Genomic DNA, 23607 nt, shown 5'->3' on the forward strand with positions numbered 1-23607 from the left:
GGGCGAATACGGCAGGATGTGCGGCATGCCCAGTGCAGAATCGACGCCAGCGAGCGTGCACGAGCCGGACGTGGTGCGGCCGACCAAGGACGACGAGGTCGCCAGGAGCGGCAGTGAGCTGATCGGTGGCCCCGTCGGACGACGTGCCCTGCTCGGGACGTCCTGGTGGACTCCCGTCCGGATCATCGCTCTCGTGGCGATCGGCATGTTCGCCCTCGGCCTGGTCCAGAAGGCGCCCTGCTACAACGGCGCCTGGTTCTTCGGCGCCAGCTCGCAGTACACGCATGCGTGCTACTCGGACATCCCGCACCTCTATCAGGGGCGCGGCTTCGCCGACGGGCTCGTCCCGTACTTCGACAAGCTCCCCGGTGACATGCAGTACCTCGAATACCCGGTGCTGACCGGTGTGTTCATGGAGGTCGCCAGCTGGCTCACGCCCGGCAGCGGCAGCATCCAGGACCAGGAACAGTGGTACTGGATGGTCAACGCCGGAATGCTGATGGCGTGCGCCGCCGTCATCGCCGTCTGCGTGACCCGTACGCACGCCCGGCGCCCCTGGGACGGGCTGCTGATCGCCCTCGCGCCCGCCGCCGCGCTCACCGCCACCATCAACTGGGACCTGCTCGCGGTCGCCCTGACGGCCGCCGCGATGCTGATGTGGGCCCGGGGCCGGTCCCTCGCCTTCGGCGTCCTGCTGGGGCTCGCCACGGCCGCCAAGCTCTATCCCTTCCTCCTGCTCGGCCCATTGCTCCTGCTGTGCTGGCGCGCCGGCAAGTGGCGGGAGTACGGGACGGCCCTGGTCGGGGCGATCGTCGCCTGGCTGGTCGTGAATCTGCCGGTGATGTTCTTCGCCTTCGACGGCTGGTCGAAGTTCTACACGTTCAGCCAGGAGCGAGGCGTCGACTTCGGCTCCTTCTGGCTGATCTGGTCGCAGAACACGAGCAACCCGCCCAGCACCGAGACCGTGAACACGATGGCCACTCTGCTGATGCTGCTGTGCTGCGGTGGCATCGCGGCACTGGTGCTCACCGCCCCGCGCCGCCCCCGCTTCGCTCAGCTCGCTTTCCTGATCGTCGCGGCTTTCATCCTCACCAACAAGGTCTACTCGCCGCAGTACGTCCTCTGGTTGGTGCCGCTGGCCGCGCTGGCCCGGCCCAAGTGGCGGGACTTCCTGATCTGGCAGGCGTGTGAGGTGGCGTACTTCCTTGGCATCTGGATGTACCTCGCGTACACGACCAGTGGAGACGCCCACAAGGGCCTGCCGACCGACGGCTATCACTGGGCCATCGCCCTGCACCTGCTGGGTACCTTGTATCTGTGTGTGGTGGTCGTGCGCGACATCCTCATGCCGGAGCGCGACGTGGTGCGCCGGGCAGGTGACGACGACCCCTCGGGCGGCGTGCTCGACGGCGCGGAGGACGTCTTCGTCCTGGGCCCCGCAGCCCATCCGCCGCGGCACGCGGCCCACTTCGACATGCCTCAGGTGGAGTGGGGCGGCCGGCGATCGGCGTCTTCCTCCGATCCGTCCACGGGCGGTTCGCTCTGAGCGAACACGACGTGGGCGACCCACGCGAAAGGCCGTACACGGACTTCGTGTACGGCCTTTCGGCTGTTCCTCAACCGCAGCCGGCGGAGAAGCCGAGGGCTCAGCCGTCGACGAGCCGGTCGAACTGGGTGGTGGTGTGGCGCAGATGGGCCACCAGCTCCTCACCGACCTTCGGCTCCGGGGCCTCGGCAGGCACGAAGAGGATGGAGACCTGCATGTGCGGGGGCTCGGCGAACCAGCGCTGCTTGCCACCCCAGACGAACGGAGAAAGGTTCCGGTTGACCGTGGCGAGGCCGGCGCGGGCAACGCCCTTGGCGCGCGGCATGACGCCGTGCAGCGCCTTGGGAGCCTCCAGGCCCACCCCGTGGGACGTACCACCCGCCACGACCACCAGGAAGCCGTCCGAGGCCGCCTTCTGCTGCCGGTAGCCGAAGCGGTCGCCCTTGGCGACGCGTGAGACGTCCAGGACCGCACCGCGGTACTCGGTGGCCTCGTGGTCCCCCAGCCACAGCCGCGTGCCGATACGGGCCCGGAAGCGGGTCTGGGGGAACTGCTGCTGCAGCCGGGCCAGGTCCTCGGCCTTGAGGTGACTGACGAACATCGTGTGCAGCGGCAGGCGGGCCGCGCGCAGCCGGTCCATCCAGCCGATGACCTCCTCGACGGCGTCCGAGCCGTCGGTGCGGTCCAGCGGCAGGTGGATCGCGAAGCCTTCGAGACGGACGTTCTCTATGGCGGCGTGCAGCTGCGGCAGGTCCTGCTCGCTGATGCCGTGCCGCTTCATCGAGGACATCACCTCGATCACCACACGGGCGCCCACGAGGCCGTACACCCCGTCGATCGACGACACCGAGCGGACGACCCGGTCGGGCAGCGGGACGGGTTCCTCGCCGCGCCGGTACGGCGTCAGCACGAGCAGGTCACCGCCGAACCAGTCCTTTATCCGGGCGGCTTCGTACGTCGTGCCGACGGCGAGGACGTCCGAGCCGAGCCGCGTGGCCTCCTCCGCCAACCGCTCGTGTCCGAAGCCGTAGCCGTTGCCCTTGCAGACCGGGACGAGCCCCGGAAACTGCTCCTGCACGTGCTTGTGGTGCGCCCGCCAGCGCGCAGTGTCGACGTAGAGCGTGAGCGCCATGGCCGGACCTGGAACCTTTCTCGTGGCTGCGGTGTATCAGAGGTATGGGACCTATTGAAGCGAAGAACGCGACGTCAGCGGCGCGACATGTAGATGTCGAGCGCCTTGTGGAGCAGCTTGTTCAGTGGGAAGTCCCACTCGCCGAGGTACTCGGCGGCCTGGCCGCCCGTGCCCACCTTGAACTGGATCAGGCCGAAGAGATGGTCGGTCTCGTCCAGCGAGTCGGAGATGCCCCGCAGGTCGTAGACCGTGCCGCCGAGCGCGTAGGCGTCGCGCAGCATCCGCCACTGCATCGCGTTCGAGGGCCGGACCTCGCGGCCGATGTTGTCGGAGGCACCGTAGGAGTACCAGACGTGCCCGCCGACGATCAGCATCGTCGCCGCCGACAAGTTCACGCCGTTGTGCCGGGCGAAGTACAGCCGCATGCGATTGGGGTCCTCGGTGTTGAGGGCCGTCCACATGCGCTGGAAGTACGACAGCGGGCGCGGCCGGAAGTGGTCGCGCACGGCTGTGATCTCGTACAGGCGCTGCCATTCCTCGAGGTCGTGATAGCCGCCCTGGACGACCTCGACGCCGGCCTTCTCGGCCTTCTTGATGTTGCGGCGCCACAGCTGGTTGAAGTTCTTGTGGACCTCTTCCAGGGAGCGGTTCGCCAGCGGCACCTGGTAGACGTAACGGGGCTGGACGTCGCCGAAGCCGGCCCCGCCGTCCTCCCCCTGCTGCCAGCCCATGCGGCGCAGCTTGTCGGCCACCTCGAAGGCGCGCGGTTCGATGAAGTCGGCCTCGATGTCCCGCAGCCGCTTCACGTCCGGGTTCTGAATGCCCGCCTTGATGGAGGTGGCCTCCCAGCGCCGGATGATCACCGGCGGGCCCATCTTCACGGAGAAGGCGCCCTGGTGCTTGAGGTGCGCGAGCATCGGTTCAAGCCACTCGGTGAGATTCGGCGCGAACCAGTTGATGACCGGGCCCTCGGGCAGATAAGCGAGGTAGCGCTTGATCTTGGGCAGCTGCCGGTAGAGGACGAGACCCGCGCCGACCAGTTCACCACTACGGTCGTCGAACCAGCCGAGGCTCTCGGAGCGCCACTCCGCCTTGACATCGGCCCAGGCCGGAACCTGCATGTGGCTCGCCGACGGCAGGCTCTGGATGTATGCCAGATGCTGCTCGCGACTGATCGTCCTCAGGGTCAGGCTCATTCGGGGCGCTCCTCGGGCTGGTGTGGCCCCATGGGTAAGGGGGCTCCGGCTCTCGCGCCGAAGCCTACTGCGCCTTGCGAGCGCCCTCACTGGGCGTACGGAACCTTGGCCTTGGCCTGTTGGCCGCCGAGGCGTTCCGCCGCGTTTTGTGGGGGTTCAGCGGACGGTGTCCGTGGCGTCAGTCAGAAACCACCGAAGAGACCGCCGTGCGCCATGCCGAGGAAGAAGCCGACCCCCGCCGCGCCCAGACCGAGGATCAGCCCGAAGCGTTCCCGGGTCGTCTCGGAGATCCACTGCCCGTACGCGCCGGTGAGGATCCCCACGAGGCCGGTCCAGGAGCTGAGCAAATGCAGGCTGTGGAACATCGCCGTGACGAACGAGGTGAAGCCCAGTACCAGGGTCACCGCGAGCAGTGTGTCCTGGAGGGGGTGGGGCTTGCCGTCCGTGGCGAAAAGGCCTCCGACGGTGTTGGGTCGCATTGCCTGTGCCATAGGGCACCTCCTGCGGAAGACGGCGCATCGTAGCGCCATACACACCCGATGTGTACAGATTGACGGTCCGGGCGGCCTGATTTCAACCGCAAGCCGCTGTACGGGTAGTCTGTAGCGTCTGCACCGGTGTCTGCCCACGTCATGACAAACGACTCCCCTTCGGGACCCCCGATTGTCAGTGGCGGCCGATACCGTTGCGTACGCATCACAACCCTCCTGCCACGGAACTGCCGTGGCCGTTGAGTCCAAAGGAGGTGGGTTCTACATGCGTCACTACGAGGTGATGGTCATCCTCGACCCCGATCTGGAGGAGCGCGCTGTCGCCCCCCTGATCGAGAACTTCCTCTCCGTCGTCCGTGAGGGCAACGGAAAGGTCGAGAAGGTCGACACCTGGGGCCGTCGTCGTCTCTCGTACGAGATCAAGAAGAAGCCTGAGGGCATCTACTCGGTCATCGACCTGCAGGCCGAGCCTGCGGTCGTCAAGGAGCTCGACCGCCAGATGAACCTGAACGAGTCGGTCCTCCGGACCAAGGTCCTCCGTCCCGAGACCCACTGAGCTCTCCCGCTCAGCTGATCTCGGATTCCGAGTAGCAGCAGCACTAGCAGCCAGCAGCAAACCCGCCGAGAGGTTCCCCCATGGCAGGCGAGACCGTCATCACGGTCGTCGGCAATCTTGTCGACGACCCCGAGCTGCGCTTCACCCCTTCCGGTGCGGCGGTCGCGAAGTTCCGTGTCGCGTCCACCCCTCGCACCTTCGACCGTCAGACGAACGAGTGGAAGGACGGCGAGAGCCTGTTCCTGACCTGCTCGGTCTGGCGTCAGGCGGCTGAGAACGTCGCCGAGTCGCTCCAGCGAGGCATGCGCGTCATCGTGCAGGGCCGGCTGAAGCAGCGGTCCTACGAGGACCGTGAGGGCGTCAAGCGCACGGTCTACGAGCTGGACGTCGAGGAAGTCGGCGCCAGCCTGCGCAGTGCCACGGCCAAGGTCACCAAGACCGCCGGCCGCGGTGGCCAGGGTGGTTTCAGTGGCGGTGGCGGTGGCGGCGCCCAGGGTGGTGGCAGCTGGGGCGGTGGCTCAGGCGGCGGCCAGCAGGGCGGCGGCAGTGCTCCTGCCGACGACCCGTGGGCGACCGGCGCTCCCGCCGGCGGCAACCAGGGCGGCGGCGGTGGCGGCGGCTGGGGTGGAAACTCCGGCGGCGGTACTGGCGGCGGCTACTCGGACGAGCCCCCCTTCTAGGCCCTCGGGCCAAGGGTGGGTCGTTCCCACACTTCTTGATCACACAGGAGATACACCATGGCGAAGCCGCCTGTGCGCAAGCCGAAGAAGAAGGTCTGCGCATTCTGCAAGGACAAGGTCACGTACGTGGACTACAAGGACACGAACATGCTGCGGAAGTTCATTTCCGACCGCGGCAAGATCCGTGCCCGCCGCGTGACCGGCAACTGCACGCAGCATCAGCGTGACGTCGCCACGGCCGTGAAGAACAGCCGTGAGATGGCGCTGCTGCCCTACACCTCCACTGCGCGATAAGGGAAGGGTGACCGAAACATGAAGATCATCCTCACCCACGAGGTCTCCGGCCTCGGTGCCGCGGGCGACGTTGTTGACGTCAAGGACGGTTACGCTCGCAACTACCTGATCCCGCGGAACTTCGCGATCCGCTGGACCAAGGGTGGCGAGAAGGACGTCGAGCAGATTCGTCGGGCTCGCAAGATCCACGAGATTCAGACCATCGAGCAGGCCAACGCTGTGAAGGCCCAGCTCGAGGGCGTCAAGGTCCGCCTGGCCGTCCGCTCCGGCGACGCCGGTCGTCTCTTCGGTTCCGTCACCCCGGCCGACGTCGCTTCCGCGATCAAGGCTTCCGGTGGCCCCGAGGTCGACAAGCGCCGCATCGAGCTCGGCGCGCCGATCAAGACGCTGGGCGCCCACGAGACGTCCGTGCGTCTGCACCCCGAGGTTGCCGCCAAGGTCAACATCGAGGTCGTCGCGGCCTGATCGCCGCACTCGGCTTGAAGTGCTGAGAGAAGGGGCCGCACCCAGCCAGGTGCGGCCCCTTCCGCGTGCCGAAGGCGAGAATCGGCGCCCATGTTTCACGTGAAACGCCGGTTTCACGTGAAACAGTCAGCGCGTCGCGCCCGTCACCAGCCAGCGGCCGGAGCGGGTGCGCAACCACAGCGTCAGCATGCGCACGGCCATCATCAGTGTCATGGCCGCCCAGAGCGCAGTGAGCCCACCGCCCAGGGCAGGAACCAGGAAGGCGGCCGGGATGAACACCGCAAGGGTGACCAGCATCGCCCACGCCAGATATGGACCGTCGCCCGCGCCCATGAGGACTCCGTCCAGGACGAAGACGACGCCGCAGATCGGCTGTGAAAGGGCGACGATCAGCAGCGCGGGCAGGGCTGCGTCCGTCACCATGGAGTCGCTGGTGAACAGGGGCAGGAATACCGGGCGGCTGATCACGACCAATAGGCCGAGCAGGACGCCCACCGCGATGCCCCACTGCACCATGCGACGACAGACGTTGCGGGCGCCTTCCGGGTCATTGGCACCGAGATAGCGACCGATGATGGCCTGTCCGGCGATGGCGATGGCATCGAGCGCGAACGCGAGCAGGCTCCACAGCGACAGGATGATCTGGTGTGCCGCGATGTCGGCGTCGCCGAGGCGGGCTGCCACGGCGGTGGCGATCATCAGGATGGCGCGCAGCGAGAGCGTGCGGACGAGCAGAGGAATGCCGGCCTGTGCTGAGGACCGGATCCCGGCGGCGTCGGGCCTGAGCGACGCTCCGTGTCTACGGGCACCGCGGACCACGACCACGAGATATGCGGCGGCCATGCCACACTGCGCGATGACGGTGCCCCAGGCAGATCCCGCGATGCCGAGGCCGACGCCGTAGACGAGACCCACGTTGAGGACGGCGTTGGCGATGAAGCCGGCGATGGCTACGTACAGCGGTGTCTTGGTGTCCTGCAGTCCGCGCAGGACACCGGTTGCAGCAAGCACGACGAGCATGGCCGGGATGCCCAGGGCTGAGATCCGTAGATAGGTGATCGCGTACGGGGCGGCAGTCTCGGATGCGCCGAAGAGTTCGACGACGGCCGGAGCCGTGGGCAGGACGGTGGCGATGACGGCGGCGCCGAGCAGCAGGGCCAGCCAGATGCCGTCCATGCCCTGGCGGATGGCGGCCTGGAGGTCGCCCGCGCCGACGCGGCGGGCCACGGCGGCCGTGGTGGCGTAGGCGAGGAAGACGAAGATACTGACGGCGGTCACGAGGAGAGCCGAGGCGATGCCGAGTCCGGCGAGTTGGGCCGTGCCGAGATGGCCCACGATCGCACTGTCGACCATGACGAAAAGGGGCTCGGCGACAAGCGCGCCGAAGGCCGGTACGGCCAGCGCGACGATCTCTCGATCGTGGCGGCGGCGGGTGGCCTTGGGAGTCGCGGGAGCCTGTGGCATGAGCACTAATCTAATCGTCCACAGGTAAGAGATGCAATGACTTAGTGACCCTTACCTATCGTCGCGCCATGCGCTCTTCTGTGCACAGTCCGATGTGATCTTGCTCTGACTGGGAAAGTTTTTCTTCTGCACAGCCGGTGGACGGGGAAAGGGCAGGTCGGGGCGGTTGTAGCACGAGGTGGCGAAGCTTGTTCACAGGGCTGTCCACCGGGTCGTGCACAGGTTTAGCCGACTTCTCCACAGCATCCGGGCCGTCGTCCACATGGCCTGTGGATAACCAGATTGGCTGACGGTGCCCGCGGGCCTACCGTGGACCGACGCCCACTCCGTCCGTCGGCCTGGAAACCATCACAAAGCCGACGCGCCAGAACCGGAGTTGGGCGTCTCATTTGTCAGTGGCGTGCCGTAGAAAAGAGGGGCACGGCGAAGGTCCGCTCTGCGGACGGGAGGAGGTGGCTCGGTGAGTATTTCCGAGCCCTTGGACGACCCCTGGGCCGACAGCGGTCCCAGTGATCGTCTGCCCGCCTCCCGACGTCGCGGCGACGGAGCTCGCGGCCGCGACGAGCAGCACGACCGAGGCAGGGAGAACGGGGCTTGGGACGGCGGCGGTTCGTCCTTCGAGCGAGTTCCGCCGCAGGATCTCGACGCCGAGCAGTCCGTGCTGGGCGGCATGCTCCTGTCCAAGGACGCCATCGCTGATGTCGTCGAGGTCCTGAAGGGCCACGACTTCTACAAGCCCGCGCACGAAACGATCTACCAGGCGATCCTCGACGTCTACGCCAAGGGCGAGCCGGCCGACCCCATCACGATCGCCGCCGAGCTCACCAAGCGCGGCGAGATCAACAAGGTCGGCGGGGCGTCGTATCTGCACACCCTCGTCCAGACCGTGCCGACGGCGGCGAACGCCGAGTACTACGCGGAAATCGTCCACGAGCGTGCCGTGCTTCGTCGCCTGGTCGAGGCCGGTACCCGCATCACGCAGATGGGATACGCGGCCGACGACGACGTCGACGAGATCGTCAACCGGGCCCAGGCGGAGATCTACGCGGTCACCGAGCAGCGCACCAGCGAGGACTACCTGCCGCTCGGCGACATCATGGAGGGTGCGCTCGACGAGATCGAGGCGATCGGTTCGCGCAGCGGTGAGATGACCGGAGTGCCCACCGGTTTCACGGACTTCGACTCGCTGACCAACGGCCTGCACCCGGGCCAGATGATCGTCATCGCCGCCCGTCCCGCCATGGGCAAGTCCACCCTCGCGCTGGACTTCGCGCGGGCCGCGTCGATCAAGAACAACCTGCCGAGCGTCATCTTCTCCCTCGAAATGGGCCGCAACGAGATCGCGATGCGCCTGCTGTCCGCCGAGGCGCGCGTGGCCCTGCACCACATGAGATCCGGCACGATGACCGACGAGGACTGGACACGCCTGGCCCGGCGGATGCCGGACGTCTCGGCCGCCCCGCTGTTCATCGACGACTCCCCGAACCTGTCGATGATGGAGATCCGTGCCAAGTGCAGGCGCCTCAAGCAGCGCAACGACATCAGGCTGGTGGTCATCGACTATCTCCAGCTGATGCAGTCCGGTGGCTCGAAGCGTGCGGAGAACCGTCAGCAGGAGGTATCGGACATGTCCCGAAACCTCAAGCTGCTGGCCAAGGAGCTGGAGGTGCCGGTCATCGCGCTCTCCCAGCTGAACCGTGGTCCCGAGCAGCGCACGGACAAGAAGCCCATGGTCTCCGACCTGCGTGAGTCCGGTTCCATCGAGCAGGACGCCGACATGGTCATCCTGCTGCACCGTGAGGACGCCTACGAGAAGGAGTCCCCACGCGCGGGCGAGGCCGACCTGATCGTGGCCAAGCACCGTAACGGCCCGACGGCGACGATCACGGTGGCCTTCCAGGGCCACTACTCGCGTTTTGTGGACATGGCGCAGACCTGATCCCGGGGCATGCCGGCCTGATCGGCCGAGCACGTGGCCGACGACATCACCGATGCCGGTCCCGTCTCCACGGCGGCCTGATGAAGGCCCATCGGCCCAGCACCCTGCAGACTCGACGACCGAGTGCCCCGCGGGGTGGACTGGGGCCATGACGACATCTCAGGAAGATCTGCTTCCCGGCACGCGCCGGGCGCTGTCGCACCGGATTGCCGTGGCGCAGGCGGAAGGGCGTGTGCCTTCGCTGGTCGCGGCGGTCGTACGGGACGGGCGGGCCGTGTGGCACGGCTCGCGGACCTCGGTGGAGGGGCACGGCCCCGACGAGAACGTGCAGTACCGGATCGGGTCGATCACCAAGACCTTCACCGCCGTTCTTGTGCTGCGGTTGCGCGACGAGGGCGCGCTCGACCTCGGTGACCCGCTGGAGAAACATCTGTCGTCAACCGGTGCGGGAGAGGCCACGATCGCCGAACTGCTCGCCCACACGAGCGGACTGGCGGCCGAGTCCCCCGCGCCGTGGTGGGAGCGCACCCCGGGATCCCTGCGTCCCGAACTCGCCGACGTACTGGGGGAGCAGCCCTTCCGGCATCCGGCAGGACGCCGCTTTCATTACTCGAACCCCGGCTACAGCCTGCTGGGTGCGCTCGTCGAGAAGCTGCGCGGGGCTCCGTGGGAGGAGGTGCTGCGCAACGAGGTACTTGAGCCTCTGGGCCTCGACCGTACGAGTGCGCGGCCCCAGGCCCCTCATGCCGGTGGCTGGGCGGTGCACCCGTGGGCCGACGTGATGCTGCCCGAACCCACGGAGGACCTTGGGCTGATGGCTCCGGCCGGGCAACTCTGGTCCACCACCGGCGACTTGGCGAAGTTTGCCGCCTTCCTGGCGAAGGGGGACGATCGGGTCTTGAGCGCGGCGACCGTGCTGGAGATGCGGACACCCGCGGCGCCGGCCGAGGCCACGGATGTCGTGGACGGTGCCACCTATGGGCTCGGCCTGCAGATCCAGCACCGGGACGGACGGTTGCTCGTGGGGCATTCAGGTTCGCTGCCGGGCTTCCTCGCGAACCTCACCATCAGCGTGGCGGACGACGTCGCGGTGGTGGTTTTGGCCAACTGCACCTCCGGCCCGCTGTTGTCGGCCGTGGGGGCAGACCTCGTGCGAATCGTCGCCGAGTCCGAGCCCCGCTTCCCTGATCCTTGGCAGCCGCTGCGCGAAGTCGACGCGGCCGCGCTCGAGTTGGCGGGACAGTGGTACTGGGGAACACATGCCTTCGCCCTGCGGCTGACGGCCGACGGGCTCGTCTCGCTGGGCCCGCTCTCCGGCAACGGCCGTCGTTCCCGGTTCCGGGTGAACGGTGACGGAACCTGGACGGGCCTGGAGGGTTATTACGCCGGGGAGCTCTTGAGGGCCGTACGACGCCCGGATGGAGCCGTGAGCCATCTCGACCTAGGGTCGTTCGTCTTCACGCGCCAGCCGTACGGCGAGGGGGCTTCCCTGCCTGGTGGAGTGGATCCCGAGGGGTGGCGCGGCATCGGCTGACGCCGACATGCGATGCGGCCTGTTTCACGTGAAACAGGCCGCCTCACATGTCACGACCGGAGCGTCATGCCGCCCGGGCTTCACCTCACAGCTGAAGCTTGAAGCCGACGTGCGAGGCGGTGAAGCCGAGCCGCTCGTAGAAGCGGTGGGCGTCCGTGCGGGTGTTGTCCGAAGTCAGCTGGACCAACTGGCAGCCCTGACGACGGGATTCCCCGATTGCCCACTCGATGAGCTGCGTCCCCAGGCCGCTGCCACGCTCGTCGGCGTGAACGCGCACGCCTTCGACGATCGACCTAGTGGAGCCGCGCCGGGACAGCCCGGGAATGATCGTGAGCTGGAGCGTTCCCACTACCCGACCTTCGCGGACGGCGACCATCACATGCTGGTGGGGGTCGGTCGAGAGTCGGTCCAGTGCCGTCAGGTAGGGGATCAGGTCGTCCGGTGATTCACGCTGGGCACCCAGGGGGTCGTCGGCGAGCATGGCGACGATCGCGGGAATGTCCTTCGCCATGGCGGGCCGTATCTCGATATCTCCCATGGCCGAACCCTATGCAGCGGCCAGGCGGGCAACAAAATACCCAGCGTTTGCATATATAGAGCGTCTGCAATTAACGTGTTTCTGTGTAACGCGCTCCTGCAACAATCTGGGAAGGTGTCATCCCATGCCGCTCGCGCTTCTCGCCCTTGCGATCGGGGCCTTCGGAATCGGTACGACGGAGTTCGTGATCATGGGCTTGCTGCCCGAGGTCGCGGGCGACTTCGGGGTCTCCATCCCCACCGCCGGTTTCCTGGTGACCGGCTACGCGCTCGGTGTCATGTTCGGCGCTCCGCTGATGACCGTGCTCGGTACCAGGATTTCCCGCAAGCGGATGCTGATGCTGCTGATGGGGCTGTTCATCGTCGGCAACCTGCTGTCCGCCGTCGCACCTGCCTTCGCCGTCATGCTGACCGGTCGCGTGATCGCCTCACTGGCCCACGGGGCCTTCTTCGGCATCGGCTCGGTCGTCGCGGCCGACCTGGTCGCGCCCGACAAGAAGGCCGGAGCCATCGCGATGATGTTCACCGGACTGACGGTCGCCAACGTGGTCGGCGTCCCGCTCGGCACGCTCGTCGGGCAGTCCGTCGGCTGGCGTGTCACCTTCTGGATCGTCGCGGCCCTGGGCGTGATCGGTCTGCTCGGCATCGCCAAGCTCGTCCCCGAGATGCCCAGGGCGGAAGGCGTGAGCCTGCGACACGAACTGGCCGCCTTCAAGAACGCGCAGGTCCTGCTCGCCATGGCGATGACCGTCCTCGGCTTCGGTGGCGTCTTCGCGGCCATCACCTACATCGCGCCGATGATGACCAAGGTCGCCGGTTTCGCCGACGGTTCGGTCACGTGGCTCCTGGTCCTCTTCGGCCTCGGCATGGTCGGCGGCAATCTCGTCGGCGGCAAGTACGCTGACCGCGCCCTGATGCCCATGCTCTACGTCTCTCTGGGCGCCCTTGCCGTCGTGCTCGCCCTCTTCACGCTCACCGCCCACCACAAAGCCCTGGCGGCCGTCACGATCGCGCTGATCGGTGCTCTGGGCTTCGCCACCGTGCCGCCGCTGCAGAAGCGCGTCCTCGACCAGGCGCGTGGAGCCCCGACACTCGCGTCGGCCGTGAACATCGGTGCCTTCAACCTCGGCAACGCGCTCTCCGCCTGGCTCGGCGGTCTCGCCATCTCGGCCGGTCTCGGACACACCGCCCCCAGCTGGGTCGGCGCCGCCCTCGCCGCGGCCGCCCTGCTCCTGGCCTTGCTCTCGGCTGCCCTGGAACGTCGGGACAGGGCGCCCAGCACGGTGGTCGCGGAGGGCGTGCCGACGGAACAGCGGGCTGCCGTGACCCACTGAGCCGGAGGGCTGCCCCTGACCACGAGCTGTACGGAGACGCCGGTTCCCGTATCCACCGGGAGCCGGCGTCTCCGTGTCGGAACTCGCCCGCCCGGCCTCAGCCCGCCGCCACCGTCAGTGGCGCGAACCGACGGCTCCAGTCCCCGGGCAGTTCCGCGATGCCGTACGTCATGACGGCGTTGAAGGCGACGGATGTCAGACCATGATCCTTCGCCCACGCCAGCAGTTCCTCGTGCCGTAGGTCGATGTCGGTGCGAAGGGGGCGAGCGGTGTGGGCGGCCAGGGAGGCGATCAGCGCCTTCGCCGTCCGTGTGTCGCGGGCGATCAGCGGACCCACGACGTGTGTGTCCATGTTGGGCCAGGCTGCCGCGTAGCCGATGATCCGGCCGTCCTCCTCGGCGACGCGCAACTGGTCGGCGAAGGCAGGCAGTCGGGTGATGATGTGCGTGCGATCGGCGCCGAACACCTCCTCGTCGAGCCGGAGGATGGTGGTGAGGTCCTCGGCGGTGGCCGCGCGGGTGGCGACCTCGGGAAGTGAGCTGTCCGGTGTGAAGTGACCGCGCAGCATCTCGGCCCGGCCGGTGGTCTTGAAGCCAAGTTCCTCGTAGAGCGGGCGACCGTTCGGCGTCGCGTGCAGAGTCAGCGGTGTGGTGCCCATCGCGGCGACCACGTGGCGCATCAGCCGGCGTCCGATGCCCTGGCGGGCATGCCGTTCGGCGACCAGCACCATGCCGACGGCTCCGAGATCGGGTTGCTCCTGCGGTCCGTACTCGGTGACCACGCAGGCGCTGACGAGTCCGCGGTCGGGGTCGTCGATGCCGTAACCCTTCCCGGCTGTGAGGAGGAAGCCCCACTTGTGCTCCTCGCGTGGCCACCCCCGATCCTCGGACAAGTCGGCGCAGGCGGTGAGATCGCGACGCGTCAGACGGCGGATGGGCAGAGCGGTGGGGGAAGGAGTCGGCACGCAGGTCAGGCTGTCGGACGGGCACCCTCGACGTCCACCCGTTTCCGGGTGCTGGCACGAGCTTTTGGCCATGTCATGGCCAACTGCACAGCCTGCGAGCAGCCGCTGGGTGTTTCACGTGAAACATCGGCGAACGACTGCTGTCCGACGACCCCTTCGCAAGTCGGACAGGCATCCCGCTAGCCTCGGCGGCATGGCCAGACTTCATCTCTTCGACCTCGACGGCACGTTGTTGCACGGAAGTACCGCCCCCGTGGAGATCTCCCGGCAGCTCGGGCTGGAAGCCGAGGCGGTGGCGCTCGACCAGGCGATCGGGGCAGGGCTGATAGGCCCGCCCGAATACGCGGCGGAGGTGTACACGCTCTGGGCGGAGCTCACTGAGGCGCATGTGGCAGCGGCCTTCGAAGGTGCCCCGTGGCTGGCGCGTATCCGCGAGGTCTGGGCGGAAATCAGGGAGGGCGGCGATTACTGCGCTGTCGTGTCGCTCTCGCCCTCTTTCTTCGTGGAGCGGCTCATCGGCTGGGGCGCACACGCGGCGCACGGGTCTCTCTTTCCGGCGTTGCCCTTCACCAAGCCCATGGACCCGGCCGGAGTGCTCAGCGCTGCTGCCAAGGTCCGCATCGCCGACCGGCTGTGCGAGGAGTTCGGCGTGGCGAGGGCCGACTGCGTCGCCTATGGCGACTCGCTGTCGGACAGAGACCTGTTCGGTGTGGTGCCGATCTCTGTGGCGGTCAACGCGGACAGTCATCTGGCCGATATCTCGACTCACTCCTACAGGGGCCGGGACCTGTGGGAAGCCTATGAATTGGTGCGGCACGCCCGGTAATTGCGGGAATTGATGGTTCGAGGCCGTCGCAATCGTCGAGGAGGAGGGGGGACTTGTGTGGGGAGCGGCGGCCGGTATGGTCGACTCCGGTTCCTGTCCGGGTGAGGAGCCCCTCCTGCGGGCCCGAGTGGGCCGAGAGCAGGGCAATCCAGCCTAACGGGACGGAGAGATCAAAAAACTGCAATTACGGGTACACGGCCTGGACATCCACACCGGGTGAGACGCTGCGATGAAGTACTGCGGCCAATGTCACACTCTCGCCCTACTTGTCCGTACGTTGCCGGAACACGGGTTGAATTGGCCGCATCGGCCGCGGCGCCGGACAAGAGAGCAAGCCGTCTGCGGGGGAAAGCAGGCATCTTCCGACCAGGGAAGTGCGCAGACCGACCGAGAGATGTTCGAGGCGAGGCACACCATGGACGCTCCGACCACCACGTCGGCCGACAACGGCACTTCCGGCGGCGGGAGCGGCTGGTTCACGCCGCACAAACAGCCGGAGACCCCTCCTGGCGGCGAACAGGAGAGCGCCGACGGCCGTCGCCTGGCAGCGATGCGCCCGGTGGGCAGGACCGCGACAGGGACCGGCACGGCCCCACCGACGCCGGACGCCGCGCCGCCCGCCGTGACAACCGGCGGAGCACCGCCGCCCCCCGAGATCACGGACGACACACCGCCCACAGCGACGGCAGCCGGCGCGCCCCCTCCAGGGGAGGCAGCCGACGCCCCGCCCGCCACCGTGAATGACCCAGCGTCCGGCTCAGCCCACGCTGTCCCGGCCGCCGACGCATCCGGAAGGCCGGGCGCGATACAGGCCCCCGAGATATCGCCCTCGATATCGGCCCTCAGTCCGACCAGCGTCCCAGCTCCGCCCTCTCAAACCCCGGTCGCCCGTTCCTCCCTCCTCACCCAGGCAGCGCCCGCCCAAGCCCCGTCGGTCGAACAGCGCGTGCCCGCCCAGCGCTCCGCCCCCCAGCAGGACGCCTCCCCGGACGCCGTTCTCATCCGCCGGACCATGGCCGAGGTCGGTCCCGTGGCCGACAAGGTCACCTCGTACTTCTACGCGCTGCTCTTCGTACGCCACCCGGATCTGCGGTCGCTGTTCCCGGCCGCGATGGACACCCAGCGGGACCGCCTGCTCACGGCGCTGCTCACCGCGGCCGAGCACATCGACAACACCGAGGTCCTGGTCGAGTACCTGCAGAACCTCGGCCGAGGCCACCGCAAGTACGGCACGCGGGCCGAGCACTACCCGGCTGTCGGCGAGTGCCTGATCGGCGCCCTGAGCAAGTACGCCGCCGGGATCTGGAACCCCGAGCTGGAGGCTGCCTGGGTCCGGGCGTACACGACGATCTCGCAGGTCATGATCGACGCGGCGGCGGCGGACGAACTACGCGCCCCGGCCTGGTGGTACGCGGAAGTCGTGGCGCACGATCTCAGAACGCCGGACGTCGCGGTGGTCACCGTCCGCCCGGATCAGCCCTACCCCTTCCTCGCCGGTCAGTACACGAGCGTGGAGACACCCTGGTGGCCGCGGATCTGGCGGCACTACTCCTTCGCTTCCGCGCCCCGCTCGGACGGTCTGCTGTCGTTCCACGTGAAGGCCGTCCCCGCGGGCTGGGTCTCCAACGCCCTGGTGCACCGCGCCCGGCCGGGCGACATCATCCGGCTCGGCCCGCCCGCCGGCTCGATGACCGTCGACCACACCACCGACAGCGGACTGCTCTGTCTGGGCGGAGGGACCGGCATAGCGCCCATCAAGGCACTCGTGGAGGACGTCGCCGAGCACGGCGAACGGCGCCCGGTCGAGGTGTTCTACGGCGCCCGGACCGATCACGACCTCTACGACATCGACACCATGCTCCGGCTCCAGCAGAGCCACCCCTGGCTCTCGGTCCGCGCGGTCATCGATCAGCAGGCGCATCTCCAGCTTCCGGACGCCATACGCGAGTATGGCCCGTGGAACGAGTACGACGCCTATCTCTCCGGCCCGCCCGGAATGATCCGCAGTGGCGTGGACGCGCTCAGGGACGTAGGTATCCCGTCGGCACGCATACGCCACGACTCGGTGGAGGAGCTCGTCACCGTCGCCCAGTGATCCGGCGTCGGACGTCAGCCGAGGTCCGGGGCGTGCATGGCGCGTACGCCCTCGATGTTGCCGTCGAGGTAGTGCCGCAGCGACAGCGGTACGAGGTGGACGGAGGCGATCCCGACGCGGGTGAACGGCACCCGCACGATCTCGTACTCGCCGATGGGCTCGTCCACCTCGGGACCGTGCCGCAGGGACGGGTCCATGGACTCCAGATGGCAGACGAAGAAGTGCTGCACCTTCACGCCGGTCGCGCCGGCGTCCGCGCCGATGTGTTCGACGGTGTCGACGAAGCAGGGCACCACATCGGTGATCTTGGCGCCGAGTTCCTCGTACACCTCGCGGTGCAGGGCGTCGACGACGGTCGTGTCGTCCGGCTCGACCCCACCGCCGGGCGTGAGCCAGTAGGGATCCATGCCGGGTTTGGTGCGCTTGATCAAGATCAGGTCGTCACCGTCCAGCAGAACGGCACGGGCGGTGCGCTTGACCACGGGTCGGACGGTCATGGGAGAAATGTGGCCCCCCTGGTTCCACGTGAAACATCGCGAAGGCCATCGAATGGTCTCACCGCGTGACCAGCTGAAATGCGAGCCTCAGCACCAGTCGCCGGCCGCCCGCAGCAGCCACTCATGAGCCCGCGCGATGTGCGGCATCGCCAGGGTGCCCGTGCGGACCACCAGGAAGTACGTCCGCAGGGGCGGAACTGCCGGATCGTGCAGCGCGACGATCTTCCCGCGCTCGAGGGCGGAGGCGCACAGATAGCGGGGCAGCACCGCGAGCCCGGCGCCTGCCACCGTGCATGCGAGAACCGCGCGCAGGTCGGGAACGATCACGGTTCCCGGGGCGGCCGGGAGGGAGTCGAAGACCGAAGCCCAGTAGCGGGACACGAAGGGCAGCGACTCGTGCACCTCCACCACCGGGACGTCCTCCAGCGCGGGTGCCGACCTGGCCACGGAGGCGGATTCCGACGCCCGCCTTCCCGTGGACCCGGAGGGGTTCTCCGACGCCCGCCTTCCCCTGGTCCCGGAGGGGTTCTCCGACGCCCGCCTTCCCCTGGTCCCGGAGACGTTCTCCAACGCCCGTCTCCCCTTGGCCGAGGTGACGTTCTCCAGGACCCGCGCCCCTTTGCGGCGTGGTTTCCCGGAGCCGAGCTGCTCGGCCCAGTGCGGGGCGGCGACCAGGACGTGCTCCTCGTCGCAGAGCGCAGTCGCCGTGAGCAGGGCGCCGCGTGGGCGGGCCGGGCAGATGGCCAGATCATGATGTCCGGCGGCCAGCCCTTCCAGAACCTCCTCGGTGTTGCCGAAGGAAGCACGCAGGGCGAAACCCTGGCCGTCCTCGCCGGTCAGCAGGGTGAGCGCGGGCAGCGCCCGCTCGGCGGTGAACTCGGGCGGGCCTGCGAGGTGCAGTGTCCGTAAGGACGAATCGTCGTCGAGCCCGGTCTCGGCGATCTCCACCAGGGCATCGAGATGCGGGGCCGCCTTGTGGGCGAGCTCGTCGCCGATGGTCGTAGGTGTCACGCCCCGGGCCTGCCGCAGGAACAGGGGCCGCCCCAGCTGTCGCTCCAGGGTGCGGATCTGCGAGGTGACGGCCGGCTGCGACAGGCCGAGCAGCGCGGCCGCGCGAGTGAAGGAACCGGCCCGGTGCACCGTCACAAAGGTGCGCAGCAAGGCCAGATCCATGGCGACGCCTCCTCTTCCCTGCCCTTCTCTCGGCCCCGAGGCAGGGCCCAACTATAAATATGTCGATAGGTCTCTGTCGCTACTGTGATTGGACACTGACACAGAGTCAACTAGCCTTGTTCGCGCGGTTCTTCGCGCGCAGAACCGGGACGGTCCGAGCCACGAGGGGGGAGGCTCGGACCGTCCGTCGTACGTGGCCGCACTCTGCCCAGAGCGGGCGCGAGGGCGTCACCGGGACGATTCGTCCAGCGCGCGCAGCACATCCGACACCAGGTCCTCGGGGTCCTCCGCACCCACCGAGAAGCGAATGAAACCGTCCGGCACGGCATCTCCGCCCCAGCGCCCGCGGCGTTCGGCCGTCGAGCGCACCCCACCGAAGCTGGTCGCGTCGTCGACGAGCCGCAGTGCGTCGAGAAAACGGTCGGCACGCGCGCGCGTGGGCAGCGTGAAGGAGACCACGCATCCGAAGCGCCGCATCTGCTGCGAGGCGACCTTGCGGGAGGGGTCGCCGGGCAGGCCGGGATAGCGCAGCCCGGTCACCTCGGGGTGCTCCCGCAGCGCCTCCGCAAGAGTCAGGGCAGTCGCGTTCTGCCTGTCGACCCGCAGCTGAAGCGTGGCGATCGAACGGTGGGCGAGCCAGGCCTCCATGGGCCCCGCGATCGCCCCGACGATCTTCCGCCAGCGCCGTACGGCGGCCATGGCCTCGGCGTCGCGGCCGGCGACGTATCCCAGCAGGACGTCCCCATGCCCGGTGAGCTGCTTGGTGCCGCTGGCCACGGAGAAGTCGGCACCGAGTTCCAGCGGACGCTGCCCGAGAGGTGTCGCGAGCGTGTTGTCGACCGCGACCAGGGCGCCACGCGCGTGTGCCGCCTCGGCGAGCCGCCGTACGTCGCACACATCGAGCCCGGGGTTCGACGGCGTCTCGATCCACAACAGCTTCGCGCCGTCGAGGACGTCCAGCTGGGCGTCGTCGCCGGTAGGCGCGGTGCGCACCTCGATGCCGTACGCCTCCAGCTGGGTGCGCACCAGGGGCAGCGCCTGGTAGCCGTCGCTGGGCATGACGACCGCGTCGCCGGCCCGCAGCTGCGAGAAGAGCACCGAGGAGATGGCGGCCATGCCGGAGGCGAACACGAGCGTCTCGGCGTCGTCCTGCCCGGGCGCCTCCAGCTCACCGATGGCGCGCTCCAGCAGGGTCCAGGTCGGGTTGTCGTCGCGGCCGTAGCCGTACGGACCCGTCACCTCGCCCGGCAGATGGAAGTGGGCGGCGAACACCGGACCGGGCAGGGTCGGCTCGTGCTTGACCGGCTCGGGCAGCCCTGCCCGCACCGCGCGCGTGCCGTCACCGCTGTCCACCGGAAGTCCCTGCCCGCTCGTAGCGCTCATGCCACTCGTCCCTCCACGTCCTCGCGTACGGCGGCGAGCAGACCCTCACTCGCCGCCTCCACCATCTCAAGGCACTCCTCGAAGCCGTCCAGGCCCCCGTAGTACGGGTCCGGTACGTCGAGGTCGCCGCCCGCAGTGGGGTCGTAGGAGCGCAGCAGCCGGACCTTCTCCGCGTCCTGCGAGGTGGGTGCGAGGCGGCGCAGGGCCTTGAGGTGACCGACGTCAAGGGCGATGACGAGGTCGAGGCGGGCGAACCATGACGGCTGGAACTGGCGGGCCGTGTGAGCACCGTCATAGCCGCTGTTTTCGAGGACGGTGACCGTGCGCGGGTCGGCACCGTCCCCCTCGTGCCAGCCGCCCGTTCCGGCGCTGTCGACCTCCACCAGGCCGTCGAGGCCGGCCTCCCGGATACGGGCGCGGAAGACGGATTCGGCCATCGGGGAACGACAGATGTTGCCGGTGCAGACGAAGCAGACCCGGTAGGTCATGGTGTGCTCAGTCCTCGTCGGGCAGGACGACGTGGAGCGCCCAGGACACGATCGAGATGATCAGGCCGCCCAGGACGGCGGTCCAGAAGCCCTCGACGTGGAAGCTCAGGTCGAACTTGTCGGCGAGCCAGGAGGTCAGCAGCAGCATCAGGGCGTTGACCACCAGGGTGATCAGGCCGAGGGTCAGGATGAACAGCGGGAAGGTGAGAACCTTCACGATGGGCTTGACCAGGAAGTTCACCAGCCCGAAGACCAGGGCGACGAGTATGAGCGTCCAGACCTTCTTGCCGGTGCTGTCGCCGGTGAGGGTGATCTTGTCGAGCAGCCATACGGCGACCGCCAGGGCGCCCGCGTTGGCGATCGTCTTGACTACGAAATTCTTCATGTGTCTGATCGTGACAGACGAGATCGATTACGAGTACGGGCGAGGGCGGACAAAGTCGATGAAGGCATTCCGGTTGGACGAACTGGAGACGGAGCGTGCCGCCAACGACGGCGCCTACCTGCAGTTCCTGCGGGAGCGGAACATGTCGGTCGGCCTGTACGCGCTCGACGCGGGCGCGCACGACCCACAGCAGCCGCACAACCAGGACGAGGTCTACTTCGTCGTGAGTGGTCGCGCCGCGATCACCGTGGGCATGGAGACCACCCAGGTGGCGCGCGGCAGTGTCGTGTACGTACCGGCCGGTGTAGCGCACAAGTTCCACCACATCAGCGAGGACCTGAGGGTGATGGTGGTCTTCTCTCCGCCCGAGAGCTGAGCTGCGACCTCGGGGTTCCCTAGGGGATCAGTCAGGGGCGGACAAGGGATGCGAGGCCCCGCTGGGACCCCTCCCGGCCCTAGCATCGAGTGCAGGACGTCAGAAGATCCGGCAGCACAAGTGCCGGGCACAGAGAGGTTGGGGCGATGCGAGAGATCTTCATGGGACTGCCGTGGTGGGTGAAGTGGGTCGCGGTGCCGGTCATCGCCCTGGTCGTGTTCGGCGGGCTGATAGCGAGCGTCGTGGGTTTCGTCATCGGCCTGCTCTTCAAGTTGCTGGTCTTCGTGGCTCTGGTCGGCGGACTGATCTACGTCGTACGGAAGTTCACGACGAGCTCCTCGTCCCGCAGCGACTGGTGAGCCGTCAACTCGGGGCAACCGGCGGTCGGTAACAGGAATCACCGGTTCCCTCGGGGGAGGGAAGTTTCCCGGCGAGGCGGTCTGCGAGCGGTGACGGACGATTAGAGTCCGGAACTCGACGCGGGGCGACGACCCCGCGAGCGGCGTACACCCCCTCCCGTGTTCCCCGCACGGGCTGCCCCCTCGCGCTCCGGGAGTGACCCTTGGCCACGGTTGACACCCCACCTGTCCAATCCCACGTACCCTCCGCACCCGCCCAACCCCAGGCAGCCGCCGCGGCGGCTCCACTCCATGCGCCCGCAGCGGCCGGTCGGGCCGCGCTACCACCGCCGGGAGCGCACATCCGACCGCCCGAGCAGCCCGCCGCATCGTCGGCGCGGCCGCGCCCCACGACACCTCCGACTCAGCGGCAGGCGACATCGTCGTCCGTGTCGCCACAGTCCGCGACCCTCATCGGATCCGTGCAACGCGCGATGCGCCTGCTCGAGGCCGTCGCCGAGCACGAACACGGCGCCCCAGCCAAGCAACTCGCCCGCGAGACGGGCCTGGCGCTCCCCACGGCCTACCACCTGCTGCGCACCCTCGTGCACGAGGGCTATCTGCGCCGCGACAAGGGGCTGTTCTTCCTCGGTGAGGCAGCCGAGCGGCTGGGCAGCAGCGGAGCCCAGCAGAAACGTCGCAGCACGGTCGCGGAGACACTCGCACACTGGCGCGACGCGATCGGTGTACCGGTGTACTACGCGATGTACCGCGACGGTGAGATCGAGGTCATGTGCGTCTCCGACTCCCCGGGCAACCCGGCGGTCAAGGAGTGGGCCGACTTCCGCGAAACCGGGCACGCACACGCCATCGGGCAATGTCTGCTGGCCCAGTTGGACGACGAGGCCCGCCGTGACCACCTCGACCGCTATCCCGTTCAGTCCATCACCCCGTACACGGTGCGCGACAACCACACCATGCTGCGGCGACTCGAACGCATGCGGCGGGCGGATCCGGTGACCGAGCGGCAGGAGTACGCGCTGGGGACGGTGTGCGCGGCCATTCCGATCACGGTGGGTAACTCGGCCGCGACGATGGCTATTTCTCTGCCCGCGCATCAGGCCGACCGGCTGCAGGCGGCGACGCAGCAGTTGCAGGGAGCGCTGGGGCTGCTGCTGGGGTCACTCGCGATCTCTATCAGTATCTGAAAACTCACTCCTTGTGATCTTTCGTGTACTTTCAGCAAGATTCCCTCAGTGTCTGAAGGATGGGTTCCCAGCCAGTCGACGGCAAGTGACGGGATAGGCGATGCGCGAGTCCGTGCAAGCAGAGGTCATGATGAACTTTCTCGTTTCCGAGGAGCTCTCCTTCCGAATCCCGGTGGAGCTGCGCTACGAGACCTGCGATCCGTACGCCGTCCGGCTGACCTTCCATTTGCCGGGAGATGCCCCGGTGACCTGGGCCTTCGGTCGCGAGCTGCTGATCGACGGGGTGGGGCGGCCGTGCGGGGACGGGGACGTGCGGGTCTCGCCCGCCGATCCCGACTCGCTCGGCGACGTGCTGATCCGGCTGCAGGTCGGCAGCGACCAGGCGTTGTTCCGCTCGTCCACGGCTCCGCTCATCGCTTTCCTGGACCGCACCGACAAGCTGGTGCCGCTGGGTCAGGAAGGGGCGCACGCCGACTTCGACGCTCACCTCGACGAGGCTCTGGACCGCATCCTGGCGGAGGAGCAGAGCGCGGGCTGAAGCGCTTCGCCTCGGGTGGAGGGTTGCGCTGTAACGCTTCTGCGTGAGCCGTGACTTCGTGAGTCGAAGTGATGCGTGAGGCGACGCGGGAGCCGTCAAGAAGGCGTGGCGGCGAGGCGGATGCTGAGGCGGCCAGTGCCGCCCGGCTCTGTCGGGTAAGCCACAGGG

25 protein-coding genes are annotated in these 23607 nt (G+C 68.1%); 14 read left to right on the forward strand and 11 right to left on the reverse strand.

From position 1 onward, the window contains the following. Positions 1–16: 16 nt before the first annotated feature. A complete protein-coding gene (locus KUM49_RS02015; protein ID WP_217234976.1) occupies positions 17–1546 on the forward strand; it encodes a glycosyltransferase family 87 protein in 1530 nt (509 codons plus the stop codon). Positions 1547–1646: 100 nt separating this feature from the next. On the opposite strand, the gene KUM49_RS02020 is transcribed toward KUM49_RS02015, so the two are convergent. The 3 genes from KUM49_RS02020 to KUM49_RS02030 all read right to left on the reverse strand — a co-directional run bounded on the left by KUM49_RS02020 (position 1647) and on the right by KUM49_RS02030 (position 4365). Further along, positions 1647–2678: an alanine racemase gene (locus tag KUM49_RS02020; protein WP_217234894.1), complete on the reverse strand. Its 1032-nt coding sequence runs from the start codon at positions 2676–2678 to the stop codon at positions 1647–1649. Between the two features lie 74 nt (positions 2679–2752). Beyond that, a complete protein-coding gene (femX, locus tag KUM49_RS02025; RefSeq protein ID WP_217234895.1) occupies positions 2753–3874 on the reverse strand; it encodes a peptidoglycan bridge formation glycyltransferase FemX in 1122 nt (373 codons plus the stop codon). 182 nt (positions 3875–4056) lie between these two features. Beyond that, positions 4057–4365 carry a hypothetical protein gene (locus KUM49_RS02030; protein ID WP_217234896.1) on the reverse strand — a complete coding sequence of 103 codons (309 nt, stop codon included), beginning with the start codon at positions 4363–4365 and terminating at the stop codon, positions 4057–4059. Positions 4366–4630: 265 nt separating this feature from the next. On the opposite strand from KUM49_RS02030, the gene rpsF reads away from it, so the two are divergent. The 4 genes from rpsF to rplI all read left to right on the forward strand — a co-directional run bounded on the left by rpsF (position 4631) and on the right by rplI (position 6360). Further along, a complete protein-coding gene (rpsF, locus tag KUM49_RS02035) occupies positions 4631–4921 on the forward strand; it encodes a 30S ribosomal protein S6 (RefSeq protein WP_005482942.1) in 291 nt (96 codons plus the stop codon). An 80-nt stretch (positions 4922–5001) separates the two neighbouring features. Further along, on the forward strand, positions 5002–5601 hold the full coding sequence (locus tag KUM49_RS02040) for a single-stranded DNA-binding protein (RefSeq protein WP_217234897.1): 600 nt from the start codon (positions 5002–5004) through the stop codon (positions 5599–5601). Positions 5602–5658: 57 nt separating this feature from the next. After that, positions 5659–5895, forward strand: coding sequence for a 30S ribosomal protein S18 (gene rpsR / locus KUM49_RS02045; RefSeq protein WP_003949403.1), 237 nt, complete (start codon positions 5659–5661; stop codon positions 5893–5895). Between the two features lie 18 nt (positions 5896–5913). Continuing rightward, positions 5914–6360, forward strand: coding sequence for a 50S ribosomal protein L9 (rplI, locus tag KUM49_RS02050; RefSeq protein WP_108707768.1), 447 nt, complete (start codon positions 5914–5916; stop codon positions 6358–6360). A 126-nt stretch (positions 6361–6486) separates the two neighbouring features. On the opposite strand, the gene KUM49_RS02055 is transcribed toward rplI, so the two are convergent. Beyond that, positions 6487–7824: an MATE family efflux transporter gene (locus KUM49_RS02055; protein ID WP_217234898.1), complete on the reverse strand. Its 1338-nt coding sequence runs from the start codon at positions 7822–7824 to the stop codon at positions 6487–6489. Positions 7825–8284: 460 nt separating this feature from the next. Here KUM49_RS02055 and dnaB point away from each other — a divergent pair, with 460 nt between their 5' ends. Both dnaB and KUM49_RS02065 read left to right on the forward strand, forming a co-directional pair. Then, a complete protein-coding gene (gene dnaB, locus KUM49_RS02060; protein ID WP_217234899.1) occupies positions 8285–9763 on the forward strand; it encodes a replicative DNA helicase in 1479 nt (492 codons plus the stop codon). A 148-nt stretch (positions 9764–9911) separates the two neighbouring features. After that, positions 9912–11297, forward strand: a complete 1386-nt coding sequence (locus tag KUM49_RS02065; protein ID WP_217234900.1) for a serine hydrolase — start codon at positions 9912–9914, stop codon at positions 11295–11297. An 85-nt stretch (positions 11298–11382) separates the two neighbouring features. On the opposite strand, the gene KUM49_RS02070 is transcribed toward KUM49_RS02065, so the two are convergent. Then, positions 11383–11835 carry a GNAT family N-acetyltransferase gene (locus KUM49_RS02070; RefSeq protein WP_217234901.1) on the reverse strand — a complete coding sequence of 151 codons (453 nt, stop codon included), beginning with the start codon at positions 11833–11835 and terminating at the stop codon, positions 11383–11385. A gap of 124 nt (positions 11836–11959) precedes the next feature. Between KUM49_RS02070 and KUM49_RS02075 the strand changes: the two genes are divergently transcribed. Beyond that, positions 11960–13168 (forward strand): MFS transporter, encoded by a 1209-nt coding sequence (locus KUM49_RS02075; protein ID WP_217234902.1) that lies wholly within the window; start codon positions 11960–11962, stop codon positions 13166–13168. Positions 13169–13265: 97 nt separating this feature from the next. On the opposite strand, the gene KUM49_RS02080 is transcribed toward KUM49_RS02075, so the two are convergent. After that, a complete protein-coding gene (locus tag KUM49_RS02080) occupies positions 13266–14132 on the reverse strand; it encodes a GNAT family N-acetyltransferase (RefSeq protein WP_217234903.1) in 867 nt (288 codons plus the stop codon). A gap of 193 nt (positions 14133–14325) precedes the next feature. Here KUM49_RS02080 and KUM49_RS02085 point away from each other — a divergent pair, with 193 nt between their 5' ends. Then, positions 14326–14958, forward strand: a complete 633-nt coding sequence (locus KUM49_RS02085) for an HAD family phosphatase (protein WP_217234904.1) — start codon at positions 14326–14328, stop codon at positions 14956–14958. A 394-nt stretch (positions 14959–15352) separates the two neighbouring features. Further along, complete coding sequence (locus tag KUM49_RS02090; RefSeq protein WP_217234905.1) at positions 15353–17053, forward strand: globin domain-containing protein; 1701 nt, start codon at positions 15353–15355, stop codon at positions 17051–17053. 14 nt (positions 17054–17067) lie between these two features. On the opposite strand, the gene KUM49_RS02095 is transcribed toward KUM49_RS02090, so the two are convergent. From KUM49_RS02095 to KUM49_RS02120, 5 genes are all read right to left on the reverse strand, one after another. Beyond that, positions 17068–17550 (reverse strand): NUDIX domain-containing protein, encoded by a 483-nt coding sequence (locus tag KUM49_RS02095; protein ID WP_217234906.1) that lies wholly within the window; start codon positions 17548–17550, stop codon positions 17068–17070. 87 nt (positions 17551–17637) lie between these two features. Next, entirely contained in the window at positions 17638–18723 is a 1086-nt protein-coding gene (locus KUM49_RS47965) for a LysR family transcriptional regulator (RefSeq protein WP_254400609.1), read from the reverse strand. Positions 18724–18951: 228 nt separating this feature from the next. Next, a complete protein-coding gene (locus KUM49_RS02110; RefSeq protein ID WP_217234907.1) occupies positions 18952–20106 on the reverse strand; it encodes a cystathionine gamma-lyase in 1155 nt (384 codons plus the stop codon). Further along, positions 20103–20594, reverse strand: a complete 492-nt coding sequence (locus tag KUM49_RS02115) for a low molecular weight protein-tyrosine-phosphatase (protein ID WP_217234908.1) — start codon at positions 20592–20594, stop codon at positions 20103–20105. Before KUM49_RS02115 ends, KUM49_RS02110 begins: the two co-directional genes overlap by 4 nt. Before the next feature lie 7 nt (positions 20595–20601). Then, positions 20602–20979, reverse strand: a complete 378-nt coding sequence (locus KUM49_RS02120; RefSeq protein WP_217234909.1) for a phage holin family protein — start codon at positions 20977–20979, stop codon at positions 20602–20604. 58 nt (positions 20980–21037) lie between these two features. Between KUM49_RS02120 and KUM49_RS02125 the strand changes: the two genes are divergently transcribed. From KUM49_RS02125 to KUM49_RS02140, 4 genes are all read left to right on the forward strand, one after another. Beyond that, complete coding sequence (locus KUM49_RS02125) at positions 21038–21355, forward strand: cupin domain-containing protein (protein WP_217234977.1); 318 nt, start codon at positions 21038–21040, stop codon at positions 21353–21355. 146 nt (positions 21356–21501) lie between these two features. Further along, a complete protein-coding gene (locus tag KUM49_RS02130) occupies positions 21502–21714 on the forward strand; it encodes a DUF5326 family protein (protein WP_217234910.1) in 213 nt (70 codons plus the stop codon). A 428-nt stretch (positions 21715–22142) separates the two neighbouring features. Next, entirely contained in the window at positions 22143–22901 is a 759-nt protein-coding gene (locus tag KUM49_RS02135; protein WP_308406529.1) for an IclR family transcriptional regulator C-terminal domain-containing protein, read from the forward strand. Between the two features lie 100 nt (positions 22902–23001). Next, positions 23002–23439, forward strand: a complete 438-nt coding sequence (locus KUM49_RS02140; RefSeq protein WP_217234911.1) for an SsgA family sporulation/cell division regulator — start codon at positions 23002–23004, stop codon at positions 23437–23439. Positions 23440–23607 lie beyond the last annotated feature (168 nt).

The organism is Streptomyces sp. AC555_RSS877, assembly GCF_019049245.1.
Taxonomy (GTDB): Bacteria; Actinomycetota; Actinomycetes; order Streptomycetales; family Streptomycetaceae; genus Streptomyces.